Source organism: Streptomyces sp. NBC_00996 (genome assembly GCF_045162675.1).
Lineage (GTDB): Bacteria > Actinomycetota > Actinomycetes > Streptomycetales > Streptomycetaceae > Streptomyces.
The window spans coordinates 7,920,271-7,938,179 of record NZ_CP108723.1 but is presented as its reverse complement, the minus strand read 5'-3'; the positions used below and the strand labels follow the sequence as shown (position 1 = coordinate 7,938,179).

16 protein-coding genes and 1 pseudogene are annotated in these 17,909 nt (G+C 70.0%); 4 read left to right on the top strand and 13 right to left on the bottom strand.

All coding sequences use genetic code 11. The annotated features are described in order from the left end of the window. Positions 1-130: 130 nt before the first annotated feature. The 7 genes from truB to rimP form a co-directional block, all read right to left on the bottom strand. Positions 131-1,036 carry a tRNA pseudouridine(55) synthase TruB gene (gene truB / locus OG390_RS37210; protein WP_406174043.1) on the bottom strand — a complete coding sequence of 302 codons (906 nt, stop codon included), beginning with the start codon at positions 1,034-1,036 and terminating at the stop codon, positions 131-133. After that, a complete protein-coding gene (rbfA, locus tag OG390_RS37205; RefSeq protein ID WP_406174041.1) occupies positions 1,033-1,482 on the bottom strand; it encodes a 30S ribosome-binding factor RbfA in 450 nt (149 codons plus the stop codon). Before rbfA ends, truB begins: the two co-directional genes overlap by 4 nt. Before the next feature lie 33 nt (positions 1,483-1,515). After that, a complete protein-coding gene (locus OG390_RS37200; RefSeq protein WP_189189075.1) occupies positions 1,516-1,809 on the bottom strand; it encodes a DUF503 domain-containing protein in 294 nt (97 codons plus the stop codon). Positions 1,810-2,053: 244 nt separating this feature from the next. Continuing rightward, positions 2,054-5,179, bottom strand: a complete 3,126-nt coding sequence (infB, locus tag OG390_RS37195) for a translation initiation factor IF-2 (protein ID WP_406174038.1) — start codon at positions 5,177-5,179, stop codon at positions 2,054-2,056. Positions 5,180-5,326: 147 nt separating this feature from the next. Further along, positions 5,327-5,605 (bottom strand): YlxR family protein, encoded by a 279-nt coding sequence (locus tag OG390_RS37190; RefSeq protein ID WP_406174037.1) that lies wholly within the window; start codon positions 5,603-5,605, stop codon positions 5,327-5,329. 102 nt (positions 5,606-5,707) lie between these two features. Next, positions 5,708-6,694 carry a transcription termination factor NusA gene (nusA, locus tag OG390_RS37185; RefSeq protein ID WP_399091284.1) on the bottom strand — a complete coding sequence of 329 codons (987 nt, stop codon included), beginning with the start codon at positions 6,692-6,694 and terminating at the stop codon, positions 5,708-5,710. A gap of 2 nt (positions 6,695-6,696) precedes the next feature. Then, positions 6,697-7,203 carry a ribosome maturation factor RimP gene (rimP, locus tag OG390_RS37180; RefSeq protein WP_406174035.1) on the bottom strand — a complete coding sequence of 169 codons (507 nt, stop codon included), beginning with the start codon at positions 7,201-7,203 and terminating at the stop codon, positions 6,697-6,699. A gap of 369 nt (positions 7,204-7,572) precedes the next feature. On the opposite strand from rimP, the gene OG390_RS37175 reads away from it, so the two are divergent. From OG390_RS37175 to OG390_RS37165, 3 genes are all read left to right on the top strand, one after another. Further along, entirely contained in the window at positions 7,573-8,124 is a 552-nt protein-coding gene (locus OG390_RS37175) for a hypothetical protein (RefSeq protein ID WP_406174033.1), read from the top strand. Positions 8,125-8,198: 74 nt separating this feature from the next. Further along, positions 8,199-8,639 (top strand): ferritin-like domain-containing protein, encoded by a 441-nt coding sequence (locus OG390_RS37170; RefSeq protein WP_406178079.1) that lies wholly within the window; start codon positions 8,199-8,201, stop codon positions 8,637-8,639. A 27-nt stretch (positions 8,640-8,666) separates the two neighbouring features. Next, on the top strand, positions 8,667-9,578 hold the full coding sequence (locus OG390_RS37165; protein ID WP_406174031.1) for an aminoglycoside phosphotransferase family protein: 912 nt from the start codon (positions 8,667-8,669) through the stop codon (positions 9,576-9,578). Positions 9,579-10,144: 566 nt separating this feature from the next. Here OG390_RS37165 and OG390_RS37160 read toward each other — a convergent pair. The 6 genes from OG390_RS37160 to dxr form a co-directional block, all read right to left on the bottom strand. Continuing rightward, positions 10,145-11,836 carry a proline--tRNA ligase gene (locus OG390_RS37160; protein WP_406174029.1) on the bottom strand — a complete coding sequence of 564 codons (1,692 nt, stop codon included), beginning with the start codon at positions 11,834-11,836 and terminating at the stop codon, positions 10,145-10,147. Between the two features lie 72 nt (positions 11,837-11,908). Beyond that, a complete protein-coding gene (locus OG390_RS37155) occupies positions 11,909-12,478 on the bottom strand; it encodes a GNAT family N-acetyltransferase (RefSeq protein WP_406174027.1) in 570 nt (189 codons plus the stop codon). Positions 12,479-12,531: 53 nt separating this feature from the next. Next, positions 12,532-13,380: a GNAT family N-acetyltransferase gene (locus OG390_RS37150; protein WP_406174025.1), complete on the bottom strand. Its 849-nt coding sequence runs from the start codon at positions 13,378-13,380 to the stop codon at positions 12,532-12,534. A gap of 248 nt (positions 13,381-13,628) precedes the next feature. Continuing rightward, complete coding sequence (ispG, locus tag OG390_RS37145; RefSeq protein WP_406174024.1) at positions 13,629-14,786, bottom strand: flavodoxin-dependent (E)-4-hydroxy-3-methylbut-2-enyl-diphosphate synthase; 1,158 nt, start codon at positions 14,784-14,786, stop codon at positions 13,629-13,631. 162 nt (positions 14,787-14,948) lie between these two features. After that, entirely contained in the window at positions 14,949-16,253 is a 1,305-nt protein-coding gene (locus tag OG390_RS37140) for a M50 family metallopeptidase (protein WP_406174022.1), read from the bottom strand. Then, positions 16,250-17,506, bottom strand: coding sequence for a 1-deoxy-D-xylulose-5-phosphate reductoisomerase (dxr, locus tag OG390_RS37135; protein WP_406174020.1), 1,257 nt, complete (start codon positions 17,504-17,506; stop codon positions 16,250-16,252). The genes OG390_RS37140 and dxr overlap by 4 nt, the downstream gene beginning before the upstream one ends. Before the next feature lie 221 nt (positions 17,507-17,727). Here dxr and OG390_RS37130 point away from each other — a divergent pair. After that, positions 17,728-17,892 (top strand): annotated as a pseudogene (locus tag OG390_RS37130) (lamin tail domain-containing protein); the annotation flags it as partial. Positions 17,893-17,909 lie beyond the last annotated feature (17 nt).

Here is a 17,909-nt window from a genome sequence, read left to right as displayed (position 1 = left end):
GTGAACAGGCGAGGGCGGATGGATACACCCTTGGGTGGGGGAACCGAGGGGGGACCGTGGAGCGGCGGGCACGAGACCCCGTGATCGCCGCTCCACGGGCGGCACGCTGCGAAATCGGAGGCGGTCGGCGTCAGCCGAACACCGCCAGACTCTTCGCCTTGCCCTTCTGCTCCTCCACCAGCGCCAGGAACCGCCCCTCGGCGTCGAAGACCGCCACGGCACCCTTGCCCGCGTACTCCTCGGGCATCTCCAGGCGTACACCGTTGAGCAGCAACCGGGCGCGCCTGGCCTCCACGTCCCAGCGCGGGAACGCGGCCGCGGCGGCCTCCGCGATCGGCATCACGGTCAGCTCCTCCTGGAGCTGGTCGAGCGTGCGCGCGGAGTCGAGCTTGTACGGGCCGACGCGGGTACGGCGCAGCGCGGTGAGATGACCACCGACGCCGAGGTCCGCGCCCAGGTCCCGGGCGAGCGCCCGGATGTACGTCCCGGAGGAACAGACCACGGAGACGACCAGGTCGAGCACCGGTGTGCCGTCCTCGGCCACGGCGTCGCGGATGTCGTACACCGCGAACGACGAGATGGTCACCGGACGGGCCGGGATCTCGAAGTCCTCGCCCTCGCGCGCCCGCTTGTACGAGCGCACGCCGTCGATCTTGATGGCGCTGACCTTGGACGGCACCTGCATGATGGTGCCGGTCAGCTTGGCGATCCCGGCGTCGATGGCGTCGCGCTTGACGCCGGACGCGTCCGTGGACGACGTGGTGTCGCCCTCGGCATCGTCGGTCAGCGTGTTCTGCCCGAGCCTGATGGTCCCCAGGTACTCCTTCTCGGTGAGCGCGAGGTGCCCGAGGAGCTTGGTCGCCTTCTCGACGCCGAGGACGAGCACGCCCGTCGCCATGGGGTCGAGGGTGCCGGCGTGTCCGACACGGCGGGTCCTGGCGATCCCGCGCATCTTGGCGACCACGTCATGCGAAGTGAAGCCCGACGGCTTGTCGACAATGACAAGCCCGTCGGGCGTCGTGTGCTTCTGGGTCATTCCGCGGCGTCGTCCTCGTCGTCCTCGCCCGGCTTCTTGTACGGGTCCGCGTCACCGGCGAAGGTGGCGCCCGCCGAGACCTCGCGCACCTTGGCGTCGGAGGCCCGCGCCTTGTCGAGCAGGTCCTCGATGGTCTTGGCGGTGTCCGGCAGGGCATCCGCGACGAAGGTCAGCGTCGGCGTGAACTTCACGCCCGCCGCCGCGCCGACCGCCGAGCGGAGCACGCCCTTGGCGCTCTCCAGGCCCGCCGCGGCCGCCGCACGCTCCTCATCGTCCCCGTACACGGTGTAGAAGACGGTCGCCTCCCGGAGGTCCCCGGTGACCCGGGTGTCCGTGATGGTGACGTGCGTGCCGAGCCGCGGGTCCTTGATCCCGCGCTGCAGCTTCTGGGCCACCACCTCTCGGATGAGGTCCGCCAGCCTCTTAGCCCGCGCGTTGTCGGCCACTGGTCCGTCTCCTTCTTCGCCTTGCTTGTTTCGTCAATCTTCGTCTGTGTGGAGCCTGCGCCGTACCGAGAGCAGCTCCACCTCCGGTCGCGCCGCGACGAGCCGCTCGCACCGGTCCAGTACGTCGGTGAGGTGCTCGGTGTCTCCGGAGACCACCGCGAGGCCGATCTCGACCCTGCGGTGAAGATCCTGGTTGCCCGTCTCCGCCACGCTCACCGCGTACTTCCGCTGAAGTTCGGCGACGATCGGCCGGACGAGAGAGCGTTTCTCCTTGAGCGAGCGAACGTCGCCGAGGAGCAGGTCGAAGGACAGTGTCCCCACATACATGTGTAACCGGATGTCCCGCCGGTACGGGATAGACGGCCTGCCAATGCACTTGGCAGGGACATCAGAACCGTACAACGAACGGGTAGGGGCGCTCGACGGATATTCGCCGCTCCGGTTGAGCGCCCGGTCAGGGGAGCGGAGAGCGCGACCGGCCCCCACCCAGCCGCGGCCACGGAACCTCCCGGGGCAGACGGCAAGCTGGCCGGCGGGGAGAAGTCCCCGCCGGCCAGCTCAAGCCACTGCGTTACGCCCGCGGCTTCTCGCGCATCTCGTACGTCGCGATGACGTCGTCGACCTTGATGTCGTTGAAGTTTCCGAGGTTGATACCACCCTCGAAGCCTTCACGGATCTCGGTGACGTCGTCCTTGAAGCGACGCAGACCGGAGATGGTGAGGTTCTCCGCGATGACCTTGCCGTCGCGGACGAGGCGCGCCTTGGTGTTGCGCTTGACCTCGCCCGAGCGGACCAGGACACCGGCGATGTTGCCCAGCTTGGACGACTTGAAGACCTCGCGGATCTCCGCCGTGCCGAGCTCGACCTCCTCGTACTCCGGCTTGAGCATGCCCTTGAGGGCCGCCTCGATCTCCTCGATGGCCTGGTAGATCACCGAGTAGTACCGGACGTCGACGCCCTCGCGCTCCGCCATCTGCGCCGCGCGGCCCGCAGCGCGGACGTTGAAGCCGATGACGATCGCGTCGGAGCCGGTCGCCAGGTCGATGTCCGACTCGGTGACCGCACCCACGCCGCGGTGCAGGACGCGGATGTCGACCTCGTCGCCGACGTCGAGCTGGAGCAGCGAGGACTCGAGAGCCTCCACCGAACCGGACGCGTCGCCCTTGATGATGAGGTTGAGTTCCTGCACCAGACCAGCCTTGAGGGCCTCGTCCAGGTTCTCCAGGGAGAACCGGACACCCCGGCGGGCGAAGTTGGCGTTGCGCTCGCGCGCCGCGCGCTTCTCGGCGATCTGACGCGCCGTGCGGTCCTCGTCGACAACCAGGAAGTTGTCGCCGGCGCCCGGGACGTTGGTGAGACCGAGGACGAGGACCGGGGTCGAGGGACCCGCCTCTTCCACGTTCTCGCCCTTGTCGTCGAGCATCGCGCGGACACGGCCGTACGCGTCGCCGACCACCATGGTGTCGCCGACCCGCAGGGTGCCTCGCTGGACCAGGACGGTCGCGACGGCGCCGCGGCCACGGTCGAGGTGGGACTCGATCGCAATACCCTGCGCGTCCTGCTCCGGGTTGGCCCGCAGGTCGAGCGAGGCGTCCGCGGTCAGGACCACGGCCTCGAGCAGCTGCTCGATGTTCAGACCCTGCTTGGCGGAGATGTCGACGAACATCGTGTCGCCGCCGTACTCCTCGGCCACCAGACCGAACTCGGTGAGCTGACCGCGCACCTTCGTCGGGTCGGCGCCCTCGACGTCGATCTTGTTGACCGCGACCACGATCGGCACGTCGGCCGCCTTGGCGTGGTTCAGCGCCTCGATCGTCTGGGGCATCACACCGTCGTTGGCCGCCACCACGAGGATCGCGATGTCGGTCGACTTCGCACCACGGGCACGCATGGCGGTGAACGCCTCGTGACCCGGGGTGTCGATGAAGGTGATGCGACGCTCTTCGTCGTTGACCTCGGTCGCGACCTGGTACGCACCGATGTGCTGCGTAATACCGCCGGCCTCGCCCGCGACGACGTTCGTCTTGCGGATGGTGTCAAGGAGGCGGGTCTTACCGTGGTCGACGTGACCCATGACGGTCACGACCGGCGGACGCGCGACGAGGAACTCCTCGCCACCCTCGTCCTCGCCGAACTCGATGTCGAAGGACTCGAGCAGCTCGCGGTCCTCCTCCTCCGGGCTGACGATCTCGACGACGTAGTTCATCTCGCCGGCGAGCAGCTGGAGGGTCTCGTCCGAGACGGACTGCGTGGCAGTGACCATCTCGCCGAGGTTCATCATCACGGCGACGAGCGACGCCGGGTTGGCGTTGATCTTCTCCGCGAAGTCGGTGAGGGACGCACCGCGCGACAGGCGGACGCTCTGTCCGTTGCCGCGAGGCAGCATCACGCCGCCGACCGACGGGGCCTGCATGGCCTCGTACTCCTGGCGCCTCTGCCGCTTCGACTTGCGACCACGACGCGCGGGACCGCCGGGACGACCGAAGGCGCCCTGCGTGCCACCACGGCCACCGGGACCACCCGGACGACCACCGAAGCCGGGACGGCCACCGCCGCCACCCGGACCACCCGGACGACCGGCGAAACCGCCGCCACCGCCACCGGGACCACCGGGACGACCGGCGAAACCGCCACCGCCGCCGCCACCGGGACGACCGGCGAAGCCGCCGCCGCCACCCGGACGACCGCCGCCACCGGGACCACCGGGACGACCGCCGCCACCGGGACCGCGGCCACCGGGGCCACCGCCGCCGGGACGCGGGCCGGCAGCGGGACGCTGCGGCATCATGCCCGGGTTCGGACGGTTACCGCCGGGGGCGCCGCCAGGGCCACCGGCAGAACGGGGCGCCTGCGGACGGGGCATGCCGCCCGGAGTGGGACGGGCACCGCCCGGACCGCCCTGGGGACGCGGAGCGCCGCCGGGACCGCCCTGCGGACGGGGACCACCCTGACCCGCGCCCTGCGGACGCGGACCGCCCGGGGCGCCTGCGCCACCGTGGCCGCCGGGGCCAGGACGTGCGCCGCCCGGACGGGGCGCCTGCGGGCGCGCCATGCCGGTGGAGCCACCAGAGGTGAACGGGTTGTTGCCCGGACGCGGGCCGGCCGGACGAGCGCCGGGACGCGGGGCCTGGCCACCGGGACGCGGGGCGCCCTGACGGTCGCCGCGCTCGGGACGGTCGCCACGGCCCTGGCCGGGACCGGCCGGACGGGAACCGGGACGCGGGGCCTGGCCACCGGGACGCGGGGCGCCCGGACGGGGACCTGCGGCGGGAGCCGCGGGAGCCGACGGGGGCGCGGTGAACTCGGCCGCGACCGGAGCCGGAGCCGCCGGAGCGGGCTTCGGGGCGGGCTTGGGACCCGGGGTCGGGCGCGGGCCCGGAGCAGCCGGGGTGACCGGCGCAGCCGCGGGCTTCTCGGCCGCGGCCGGCTTCGGGGCCGGCGGGCGCGGGGCAGCCGGACGGGCGGCCTGCGCGGGAGACGGGGCTGCCGGCTTGGCCGGGGCAGCCTTGCGACCGGGGGCGGGCTTGCCGCCTCCGTTGCCCTGCTGGAGGGCATCAGTCAGTTTGCGGACAACGGGCGCCTCGATCGTCGAGGACGCCGAACGGACGAATTCACCGAGCTCTTGGAGCTTGGCCATGACGACCTTGCTCTCAACCCCGAACTCCTTGGCGAGTTCGTATACCCGGACCTTAGCCACTTCGCTCCTTTTAGGTCCGGGTTGCGTCCGGACCGTCGCTACTTCATGGGCGTACTCATCGCGTGCTCATCGAGTGCTCATCGCAATCTCGACCTACTTCCAACTCGCGGGGTACCAGGGCCGCACGGGGGTTCCGTACGACGCGTCTTACGGTGTTGCCTGCTCGACGTAGTGGCGCAACGCCTTTGTGTCGAGCGTCCTTGGGGCACGCAGCGCCCGCAAGAACGCCCGGCGGCGGACCGCCAGGTCGAGACAGACCAGGGCGGGGTGCACATACGCGCCCCGGCCGGGCAGCGTACCGCGATGATCGGGGACACATTCACCCTCGACCGCCACGATGCGCAGCAGATCCTTCTTGGCCGCTCGCTCCCGGCACCCCACACAGGTGCGTTCAGGGCATGCGCGGGCTCGCGTCCGGCCAGACACTCTTCAGTCTACCTCCCCGTACCGACCTCACCCCTTTGGGGCATGAATCGAACGGTTGTTGTCGTGATCTAAGCCACCTGCGGCTTGGATCTATTCCTCGGCCTACTCGGCAGGCTGTTCGGTGTCCGGACGGATGTCGATCCGCCAGCCGGTCAGCCGGGCCGCGAGACGGGCGTTCTGCCCTTCTTTCCCGATCGCCAGCGACAGCTGGTAGTCGGGGACCGTCACCCGCGCGGAGCGGGCCGAGAGGTCGACCACCTCGACCTTGGAGACACGGGCCGGGGAAAGCGCGTTCGCCACCATCTCCGCCGGGTCGTCCGACCAGTCGACGATGTCGATCTTCTCGCCGTTCAGTTCGGCCATCACGTTGCGCACGCGGCCACCCATGGGGCCGATGCAGGCGCCCTTGGCGTTCAGGCCGGAGCGCGTGGACCGGACAGCGATCTTCGTGCGGTGACCGGCCTCGCGGGCGATGGCGGCGATCTCGACGGACCCGTCGGCGATCTCCGGCACTTCGAGCGCGAAGAGCTTCTTCACCAGATTGGGGTGCGTACGGGAGAGCGTCACGGACGGACCGCGGACACCCTTCGCCACCCGAACGACGTACGAACGCAGTCGCAGACCGTGCTCGTAGTTCTCACCGGGGACCTGCTCCTGCACCGGCAGGATGGCCTCCAGCTTGCCGATGTCGACCAGCACGTTCTTCGGGTCGCGGCCCTGCTGGACCACACCGGTGACGATGTCGCCCTCGCGCCCGGCGTACTCGCCGAGCGTCGCGTCGTCCTCGGCGTCCCGCAGACGCTGCAGGATCACCTGCTTGGCGGTGGTCGCGGCGATGCGGCCGAACCCGGACGGGGTGTCGTCGAACTCGCGCGCCTCCTGCCCTTCCTCCAGGTCCTCGGGATCCTCCTTCGCCCACACGGTCACATGGCCGGTCTCCCGGTTGAGCTCCACGCGCGCGTGACGGCGGCTTCCCTCGGTGCGGTGGTAGGCGATGAGGAGGGCCGACTCGATCGCCTCGACCAGCAGGTCGAAGGAGATCTCCTTCTCCCGTACCAAGCCCCGCAGGGCACTCATGTCGATGTCCACGGCTACGCCTCCTCTGCGTTCTCTTCGTTCTTGTTCTTACGGTTGAACTCGACCTGGACCCGCGCCTTGGCGATGTGCTCGAAGGCGAGCCGCTTGGCGGTGGGCTTGCGCCCCTTCACGCCCGGCACTTCGACGTCGATGCCGTCGTCTTCGACCGCCAGGATGCGGGCCACGAGCTCGCCGCCCTCCGCCAGTTGGAACTTCACCAGGCGGTCGGTCGCGCGTACGTAGTGACGGTGCTCCTTGAGCTCACGCTCGGCACCGGGGGTTCCGACCTCGAGGGTGTACTCGCCCTCGCCCATCGCGTCCGTCTCGTCGAGCTTCGCCGAGAGCGCGCGGCTCACATCGGCGATCGCGTCCAGATCGGCACCTTCGTCGGAGTCGACGACCACGCGGAGCACACGCTTGCGTCCGACCGAGTCCACTTCGACCTCTTCGAGGTCGAGTCCCTGAGAGCTGACGAGCGGTTCCAGCAGTTCTCGCAGCCTCTCGCTCTGGGTGGTGCTCATCCGGGTGACTCCTCGGCCGCGTGTGCTGTTGTGGGTAGGTCGCGTGTCAGGTCAAAGGGTATCCGGTCGTGGGGGGTGTTGCCGTCCATCGGAGCGGGGTGGGGGTGGGGAGGGTTTCTCGCCCCCTCCACCCCTACCCGTCCCAACCCCCCTTTCGACTGCGGGCCGGTGGGGGCTTGTCGCGCAGTTCCCCGCGCTCCTTCGGGGGCGCGGCCTCCAGGCACGGGACGGGTAGGGGCGGAGGGGGCGAAAAGACTCGGCTGACGCCCTCGTGAGAGAGCCGCTGGTGAGTGATCGGCCGGTGCGCGGGTACCGTGATCACGGGCGTCTGGCCCTCCCTTTCGTACGAGCCCTACGAGGACGTCTGTCGTGCCGTTCACCCTGCCGTCGCGCACCCCGTCGGGACCGCGCAGAAGGACCCTGCTCGCCTCGGCCGCGGGCACCCTCGTGCTCGCGGGCTGCTCCACCCCCGAGTCGTCCGGAGACACGACGGGCGGCAGCCCCTCGGCCGCGGACCGGGCACGCGCGCGTGCGGCCCGCGACAGCGAGACACTGGCCGGCCACTACGCCGCCGTGATCGCCGCGCATCCGGCACTGGCGGAGCGGCTGCGCCCGCTGCGCGCGGAGGTCGTACGGCACGCACAGGCATTCGGGAGTGCCGACGGGCGACCCGGGGTGTCCTCCTCGGCCTCGCCCTCCGTCTCGGCTTCCGCGTCCGCGTCGGCGCTCCCGAGCGCCTCCCCCGGCGTACCGGCGAAGCCGAAGGACGCCCTCGGTGACCTCGCCTCCGCCGAGCGCACCCTCGCGGACGAGCGCACGAAGGCCCTGCTGGAGGTCCCGGGAGAGCTGGCCAGGCTGCTGGCCTCGGTGGCGGCGGCCGGTGCCGCACACGCGTTTTTGCTGACGGAGGGGGCGAAGTGAGCGGGATCGAAGACACCAAGGGCACCAAGCACACAAAGCGGTCCGACGACGCCACGGCGGCCAAGGCAGCCGAGCTGGAGGCGCTGCAGGCCGCGCTGGGGGCCGAACACGCCGTCGTCTACGGGTACGGCGTCGTCGGCGGCAAGATCGGCGACAGCCGGCGGAGCGAGGCGCGTGCGGCGTACGACGCCCACCGTGCACGCCGCGACGAGCTGGTGCGCGCCGTACGGGACCTGGGCGGCAAGCCCGAGGCCTCGGCGGCTGCGTACGCGCTGCCGTTCACCGTGAAGGACTCCGCCACGGCCGTGCGGCTCGCGGCCGAGCTGGAGGAACGGGTGGCCGGGGTGTACTCCGACCTCGTGCGCGCCTCCACGGGCGATCAGCGGCGCACGGCCGCCCAGGCGCTGCGGGAGGCGGCGGTGCGGGCGGTGCGCTGGCGTGGCGAGAGCGTAGCCTTCCCTGGGCTCGCCGAGCGGGCGGCCACCCCGTCCGCGTCGGCACCCTCGCCGACGTAACGCGACTTGGAAGGGAACAACTCGCGCATGGCTTTCGAACCGCCGCCGCGCCTCGTGCGGGCGCTCGGCGAGACGCAGCACAACGGGGACGGCGGAGCCGGTGACTGGCTGGACAAGCTGCCCGAGCTGGCTCAACAGGCCGTGGTTCTACGCGAGTTGACGGTGGAGCGGGTGCAGGCGCCGGGTGGGCGCAGCAGCCTGGTGGTGCTGGTGCGGCAGATCGACGGGACGCCCGCCGTGCTGAAGCTGGCGCCCGAGCGGGCCCGTCCGGAGAGCGAGAGGGCCGCGCTCGCCCACTGGGACGGACGCGGCGCGGTCCGGCTCCTCAATCCCGGCGACACGCACGGCGTACTGCTGCTGGAGCGGTTGCATCCGGACATGTCCGTGCGGTCGCTGCCCGAGGCCAAGGCCATCCTGGAGGCGGCGGGAACGCTGCGAAGGCTGTGGGTCGAGCCGCCCGCCGCCCATGTCTTCGAGACCGTGGCCGAGCGGACCGGTCGGCAGGCCGAGGCGATGCGGGCGACGGCGAGCGCCGACGCGGAGATCGGCCCTTTGGTCGATGCTGCGCTCGCGGCCCGCGAGGAGCTGCTCGCCGAGCCGTCGGCGGAGCGGCTGCTGCACGGCACCTTCCGGCAGAGCAAGGTGCTCGCCGGTGAGCGCATGCCCTGGCTGGCCGTGGGTCCCGACCCGGTGGTCGGCGAGTGCGCCTTCGACCTTGCCCGGCTGGTCCGCGACCGGGTGGAGGACCTGATCGCGTCTCCTTCGGGGGCGTCGATCACCCGCCGACGCGTCAAGCGGCTCGCCGAGTCCCTGGACGTGGACCAGGAGCGGCTGCGGGGCTGGACCCTGTTCCGGGCGGTGGAGTCGGGTGTCCGGGCGCGCCGGGTCGGGCGTCCGCGGGACGCGGAGCTGCTGTTGGAGTTCGCGGGCTGGCTCTGACTCCCGCGCGCCATGGTGAGTTCAAGGGCCGGGACCGGGCAGTCGGCTGCCGCTCCGGGCGGCGCAGCGCCCTCCAGGCGTTCGACGGCAGCTTCCGCCCGCCCGCGTCCTCACCGGAAGCCAGTACGTCCGCATCGGTGGTGTTCCAGTGCCTGCCCAACAGGTCGGCGGCCATGCCGGACACCGGATCCACGGCCCAGCCAACCCGCTCCGCCGGCACAGCGGCGGGCGGGACTTCGCCCGTCTTTCTCCTCCACGCCCGTACGCAGCAGGCCACGAGCACAGGCGGTGCGGGCAGTCTCGCCTTCGCCGAGCGGAAGTTTCCGGCTCACCTGTGCCCCCTTGTGCCCGTGATGCCGCTGTCTGATCGACGACACGCCCCGCGGAAGGGGTCACGCATTCGATGCTCGCACTCGCGTACGGCGTCGGCAGCGGCCACAGGGCGTGACGCCGAGAGACAGCGAATCACTGCGGATACCCGATGAAGTCCATCAGCCTGAGCAATGCCCGTGAGGCGCCCATGCTCCCGAGATGAACTTCTTGAGCGCCTCCTGGCTGTCGTGCGGTTATGCCGTCAGGCGGGCGATCGCCTCGTCGACGGTCAGCTCCTCACGCTCGCCGGTCCGGCGGTCCTTGAGCTCCAGGACGCCCTCGGCCGAGCGGCGGCCGGCGACCAGGATCTTCGGTACGCCGATGAGCTCGGCGTCGGTGAACTTCACACCCGGGGAGACGCCGGCGCGATCGTCCACCAGGACACGTACGCCCACGGCGCCCAGCTTCTGCGACACGTCGAGCGCCAGCTCGGTCTGCAGGGCCTTGCCCGCGGCGACCACGTGGACGTCGGCGGGGGCGATCTCCTTGGGCCAGCACAGGCCCTGCTCGTCCGCCGACTGCTCGGCCAGCGCCGCCACCGCGCGGGAGACGCCGATGCCGTACGACCCCATGGTCACGCGGACCGGCTTGCCCTGCTGGCCGAGGACGTCGAGCTGGAAGGTGTCGGCGTACTTGCGGCCGAGCTGGAAGATGTGGCCGATCTCAATGGCGCGGTCCAGCTTGAGGCCGGTGCCGCACCGGGGGCAGGGGTCGCCCTCTTGCACCACGACGACGTCCAGGTAGTCGTCGACCTCGAAGTCGCGGCCGGCGACGACGTTCTTCGCGTGCGTGTTGATCTTGTTGGCGCCGGTGATCCAGGCCGTGCCGGGGGCCACCCGCGGGTCGGCGATGTAGCGGACCTTCTCCAGGCCCTGCGGGCCCACATAGCCGCGTACGAGGTCGTCGCGGCCCTCGAAGTCCTCGGCGGTGACGAGTTCGACGACGGCCGGGGCGAGGTGCTCGCCCAGCTTGCCGAGGTCGACCTCGCGGTCGCCGGGGACGCCGACGGCGACGATCTCGCCGTCGACCTTGACGAGGAGGTTCTTGAGGGTGGCGGAGGCCGGGACGCCGAGGTGCTCGGCGAGGGTCTCGATGGTCGGGGTGTCGGGGGTGTCGAGCTCCTCGACGGGGCCGTGCTCCGCTTCCACAGGCGTGAGCTTGAAGGTGACGGCCTCCGTGTTGGCCGCGTAGTCGCAGGCCGGGCAGTCCACGAAGGTGTCCTCACCGGCGGCGGCGGGGGCGAGGAACTCCTCGGAGGCCGAGCCGCCCATCGCGCCGGAGACCGCCGACACGATGCGGTAGTCCAGACCCAGGCGGGCGAAGATCTTCTGGTAGGCCTCGCGGTGCAGACGGTAGGACTCGGCGAGGCCCTCGTCCGTGGTGTCGAAGGAGTACGAGTCCTTCATCTGGAACTCGCGGCCGCGCAGCACGCCGGAGCGCGGGCGGGCCTCGTCGCGGTACTTGGTCTGGATCTGGTAGAGCATGACCGGCAGGTCCTTGTAGGACGCGACCTGGTCCTTCACGACGAGCGTGAAGATCTCCTCGTGGGTGGGGCCGAGCAGGTACTCGCCGCCCCTGCGGTCCTTGAGGCGGAAGAGGAGGTCGCCGTACTCCTCCCAGCGGGCCGACGCCTCGTACGGCTCCTTGGGCAGCAGGGCCGGGAGCAGGACTTCCTGCGCCCCGATGGCGTCCATCTCCTCGCGTACGACCCGGGAGATGTTGTCGAGGACCTTCTTGCCCAGCGGCAGCCAGGTCCAGATGCCCGCGGAGTTCCGGCGCACGTAGCCGGCACGGACGAGCAGCTTGTGGCTGAGCGTCTCGGCGTCTGCCGGGTCGTCACGCAGTGTCTTGACCATCAAACGGGACATGCGCTGGACCTGGGCCATGATTCTCGACTCCTGCTGCGTAAGGGTGATGGAAGCGAGGTTAGCCGGGCGGTCCATCCCGGTGGAAATCGGTTAACGCCTGCGGAGGGGCAGCGGGGCACCCATCACGGCGTACGGCTTGGGCGCGCTGGGGAAGAGAACCTGCCGTGCGAGGTCCTCGTAGCCCAGCGAGCGGTACAGGCCGCGGGCCGGGCTGTCGGTGTCGATCGCGGAGAGGATCGAGCGGGGTTCGGCGGCGCTGTCCGTGATGCCGGTGATCAGGCGGCGGCCGATGCCGTGGTTCTGGTAGCGCGGATGGACGTGCAGTTCTGTGATCACGAAGGAGTTGTCGAGCCAGTCGTCGCGGCCGTGGCCGCGCAGATAGGGCTCGACGACGGTGGACCACCAGTGCGTACGGTCGTTGGGCATGCCGTAGACGAACCCGACGAGCCGTCCGTCGAGCGTCGTCGCGCCGAGCGCGCGGGCTCCCGGGTACGTGAGGTGGCGCAGCACGATCTGACGTCGTACGGCGATCTCCTCGGCGCCCAGCCCGAAGGCGAGGGCCTGTACGGCGAGCGCCTCGTCGACGCGCGCGGCGAGATCCAGCGGGCCGATGACCACGTCGTCGGGGTTGCGGTGGCCCTGACCGGGAAAGCGCAGCATGCGGGGAGACTACAGGTCACGTACGAGCGTCAGAACGGCACTTGGAAGGGGGGCTAGAACAGCACGCTCATGAACGCGCCGACCTCCTGGAAGCCCACGCGTCGGTACGTGGCCCGGGCGGCCGTGTTGAAGTCGTTGACGTACAGGCTGACGACCGGGGCGACATCGGTGAGGGCGTACCGCATCACGGCGGCCATGCCGGGGGCCGCCAGGCCCTGCCCTCGGTACCCGGGCGCGACCCAGACCCCCTGGATCTGGCAGGCCTGCCCGGTCGCGGCGCCGATCTCCGCCTTGAAGACGACCTTGCCGTTCTGGTCGAGGCGGGCGAACGACCGCCCGGAGCCGACGAGTTCGGCGACGCGTGCCTGGTAGAGCAGCCCGCCGTCACCGGCGAGCGGCGAGACGCCGACCTCCTCGGTGAACATCGCCACGCACGCCGGCATGATCGTCTCCATTTCGTCCTTGCGGATGCGGCGGACGTACGGATCCGGAGCGATGTCGGTGGGGAGCCGGTCGGCGACCATCAGGGGCTGGTGGGCGCGAACGTCGCGGGCGGGCCCCCAGCTCGGTTCGAGCAGCCGCCACAGCTGGGCGGTCGGCTCGGCGGGGCCGACGATCGAGGAGCAGCGGCGGCCGGCCCTTCTCGCGCGGTCGGCGAAGCCACGGACGGCTCGTGGGGTGGCGCCGATCGGTACCAGGTTGGCGCCCGCGTAGCACAGGGACTGCAGCATGCCGTCCTCGTACCAGCCCCACATCTCGCCGCCGAGCCGCCATGGGTCGAGGCCTGCGACCTGCACCCGGGAGGCGACGAAAGCGTTCGCGACCGGCTCGCGGTCGAGGACGGCGAGCGCGGCGTCCAGGTCACTCGGTTCGAGGACCCTGGTGGTGGTCTGGGTCAACAACGGGGCGGCTCCATCACTCCTTGCGGGCAACGACAGCCCATCGAACACCCTGCTGGCGTCGGCGTGTGCTCATTCGCGAGCACCGGTCAGGGCTTGACTGTCGCGTCACTGCGAGAAGCCCCTCGGGGTGGAGTCACACGGTCTGCTGATCTCCGTACTCTAACCGGAGATGCCGAGCGGCACCGCACGCAAGGGAGTCGGGCGCCACCTCCGGAGAGGCACCCTGTTCCCTTGCGTCACAAGGCGGGTCAGCCGGCGACCGACACCGACGGCTCACCGGAGGCGATGCCTTCCGCCTCCATCAGCTCGGCGAGCTTCATGGCCTCTTCGATGAGGGTCTCCACGATCTTCGATTCGGGCACGGTCTTGATGACCTCGCCCTTGACGAAGATCTGCCCCTTCCCGTTGCCGGAGGCGACACCGAGGTCGGCCTCGCGGGCCTCGCCGGGCCCGTTCACCACGCAGCCCATGACGGCGACGCGCAGCGGCACCTCCATACCGGTCAGCCCTGCGGTGACTTCCTCGGCCAGTTTGTAGACGTCGACCTGGGCGCGCCCGCAGGACGGGCAGGACACGATCTCCAGACCGCGCTGCTTGAGGTTGAGGGACTCCAGGATCTGGAGGCCGACCTTGACCTCCTCGGCGGGGGGCGCCGACAGCGAGACCCGGATCGTGTCGCCGATGCCCTCGGAGAGCAGCGCACCGAAGGCCACCGCCGACTTGATCGTGCCCTGGAAGGCGGGCCCCGCCTCGGTGACACCGAGGTGCAGCGGGTAGTCGCACGCGGCCGCCAGCTGCCGGTACGCGTTGACCATGACCACCGGGTCGTTGTGCTTCACGGAGATCTTGATGTCCCGGAAGTCGTGCTCCTCGAAGAGGGACGCCTCCCACAGCGCGGATTCGACCAGCGCCTCGGGCGTCGCCTTGCCGTACTTCTGGAGCAGCCGCTTGTCGAGGGAGCCCGCGTTGACACCGATCCGGATCGGGGTCCCCGTGTCCTTCGCGGCCCGCGCGATCTCCTTGACCTGGTCGTCGAACTGCTTGATGTTGCCGGGGTTGACGCGGACGGCGGCGCAACCGGCCTTGATTGCCGCGAAGACGTACTTCGGCTGGAAGTGGATGTCCGCGATGACGGGGATCTGGGACTTGCGGGCGATCGTCGCGAGCGCGTCCGCGTCGTCCTGCGTGGGGCAGGCGACCCGCACGATCTGGCAGCCGGACGCGGTCAACTCGGCGATCTGCTGGAGCGTGGCGCCGATGTCCGACGTACGCGTCGTCGTCATCGACTGCACCGACACCGGTGCGTCTCCACCCACGGCCACGGTTCCGACCTGGATCTGGCGGCTCTTGCGGCGCTCGGCCAGCTTGGTCGGAACGGACGGCATGCCGAGAGAAATCGCAGTCATCTGCTGTGCAACCCCAAGTTGTGGATCAAGGTCCCGGAATCGTGGGCTCCAGGCTTCGAGATTACGGCACGGGCTCACGCCCGAGCACATCACGCTCCTGAACCCACCCAATGGAGGGCGGCCGGACACCCATGGTGTCCGGCCGCCCCAAACAGCGCCTTACTAGGAGATTTTCACCGGGTTAACCACGTCTGCGACGAGCACCAGAATCGTGAAGCAGACGAAGATTCCGGCCACCACGTACGCGACGGGCATCAGCTTCGCCACGTCGAACGGGCCCGGGTCGGGCCGCTTCAGGACCTTGGCCGTGTTGCGCCGCAACGACTCCCACAGCGCACCCGCGATGTGCCCGCCGTCGAGCGGGAGCAGCGGGAGCATGTTGAACAGGAAGAGGGAGAGGTTGAAGCCGGCGACCAGCAGCAGCATCATCGCGACCTGTTGCGACGGCGGGATGTCGAGGGTGAAGACCTCGCCGCCGACCCGGGCCGCGCCGACCACGCCCATCGGGGAGTCGGCCTTGCGCGGGCCGTCACCGAACGCCGCGTTCCACAGGTCGGGGATCTTGCCGGGCAGCGAGACCAGTGACTCGACGCCGTTCTGCATCATGTCGCCCATGCGGTTCACGGACTGCCCGAAGGACTGCTGGACGATGCCGGAGGCGGGCGTGAAGCCGAGGAAGCCGGCGTACACGTACTTGCCCTCGACATAGCCGCCGTTGCCGTCGGTCTTGCTGACCTGGTTCTTGATCAGGTGGGCGGTGAGGTCGACCTGCTGCCCCTTGCGCACCACCGTGATCGTGACGTCCTTGCCGGGGTTGGCGCGGATGTCTGACTGGAGGGTGGACCAGTCGTCGACCGCCTTGCCGTTGAAGGCGACGATCTTGTCGCCGCCCTTGAGCCCAGCGGCCTTGGCGGGCGCGGACTGGTCGCCGCCCTCGCACTTGGTCCGGTTCTCGCTCTGCTGGATGACGCAGTCCGAGACCTTGCCGACGGTGGTGGTCTGGGTCTGCACGCCGAACGTCATCATCACGCCGAGGAAGATCACCACAGCCAGGATGAGGTTCATGAAAGGGCCCGCGAACATCACGATCACGCGCTTCCACGGCTTGCGCGTATAGAAGAGGCGGGTCTCGTCGCCGGGCTTGAGCTCCTCGAAGGCAGCCGACCTGGCGTCCTCGATCATGCCCCGGAAGGGGGAGGTCGAGCGTGCCTCGATCTTGCCGTCCGGACCCGGCGGGAACATCCCGATCATGCGGATGTAGCCGCCGAGCGGGACCGCCTTCACCCCGTACTCGGTGTCGCCCTTCTTCCGCGACCAGATGGTCGGGCCGAAGCCGACCATGTACTGCGGCACGCGGATGCCGAAGAGCTTGGCCGTCGACAGATGTCCCAGCTCGTGCCACGCGATCGAGATGAGCAGGCCGACCACGAAGACGACTATGCCGAGGATCATCATCAGGGTCGTCATGCACGAGCCTCCGCGGTTGTCGTCTGTGCCGTCAGTTCACGGGCCCGGGCGCGCGCCCAGGTCTCCGCTTCGAGGACGTCCGCGACGGTCAGAGAAGTTCCCGTATCCGGCGTGCCGTGTTCCTCGACCACCCGTGTGACAGTCTCCATGATCCCGTTGAACGGCAAGGCGCCCTTCAGAAACGCGTCCACGCACTCCTCGTTGGCCGCATTGAACACCGCCGGGGCCGTACCCGCGAGCTGCCCGACATGCCGGGCGAGTCCGACCGAGGGGAAGGCGTCGGTGTCGAGCGGGAAGAACTCCCAGCTCGACGCCTTGGTCCAGTCGAAAGCGGGCGCGGCGTCCGGCACCCGCTCGGGCCAGCCGAGCCCGATGGCGATCGGCCCGCGCATGTCGGGGGGTGTCGCCTGGGCGATCGTCGATCCGTCCGTGAATTCCACCATCGAGTGGACATACGACTGAGGGTGCACCACCACCTCAATGCGATCGAAGGGAATGTCGTAGAGGAGGTGCGCCTCGATGACTTCGAGTCCCTTGTTGACCAGGGTCGCGGAGTTGATGGTGATGACCGGGCCCATGGCCCAGGTGGGGTGGGCCAGGGCGTCCTCGGGGGTGACGTCCGCCAGCTCGGCCTTCGTACGTCCCCGGAAGGGGCCTCCTGAAGCGGTCACGACGAGCTTGCGTACGTCGGCACGGGTGCCCGAGGCGAGGGACTGGAACAGCGCCGCGTGCTCGGAGTCGACCGGGATGATCTGGCCCGGCTTGGCCAGCGCCTTCACCAGCGGGCCGCCGACGATGAGCGACTCCTTGTTGGCGAGCGCGAGGGTGCGGCCCGCCTCCAGGGCGGCGAGGGTGGGCGCGAGGCCGATGGAGCCGGTGATGCCGTTGAGCACGGTGTGGCAGTCGGCTGCGGCGACTTGGGTAGCGGCGTCCGCGCCCGCGAGGATCTCGGGGAGCGACTCCCCCGCTCCGTACTGCGCCGTGAGCGCTTCACGCAGCGCCGGTACGACGTCCTCGCGTGCGACGGCGACCGTCCGCACGCGCAGCCGGTGGGCCTGCTCCGCGAGCAGTCCGACCCTCCCGCCGGCGGCGGAGAGCGCGGTGACCCGGAACCGGTCGGGGTTGCGCAGCACGAGGTCGATGGCCTGGGTGCCGATCGATCCGGTGGAGCCGAGGATCACGACATCCCGGACTCCGTCCACGGGGTCGAAGACAAGATGCGGATCAGCGAGGGGGGCTGGACTGTCGCTCATCCCTCCATTGTGGCCGCAACGCGTCCCCGGCAGGACAGGGCGCCCCTTTTCTCGTCGCTTTACCACCCCGAGGTGTCTGCGGAGGCAACATGCCCTTTTGCGAATCCGGCGTGAAGATCATGTGATGACACCTCGCCCCTGGCCGGTGGACAACCAGCCGGTGGACGACACCCTGGGGGGCTCATGCGGATACGCGCTGTCCGGCCCGCGCTCGCGGCGCCGTGGCGCTGACGGGCACGTTTCCTCTCGGCACTCCGGCTCAGGCGGCCGGCGGTGTGACCATCCACCACGTCTGGTTCGACAGATCGGGCTCGGACAACCGCTCCCACACGAGCCTCGTGGGCGAGTGGGTGCAGATCAAGAACACCAGCTCCTCGGCGATCTCGCTCAAGGGCTGGATCCT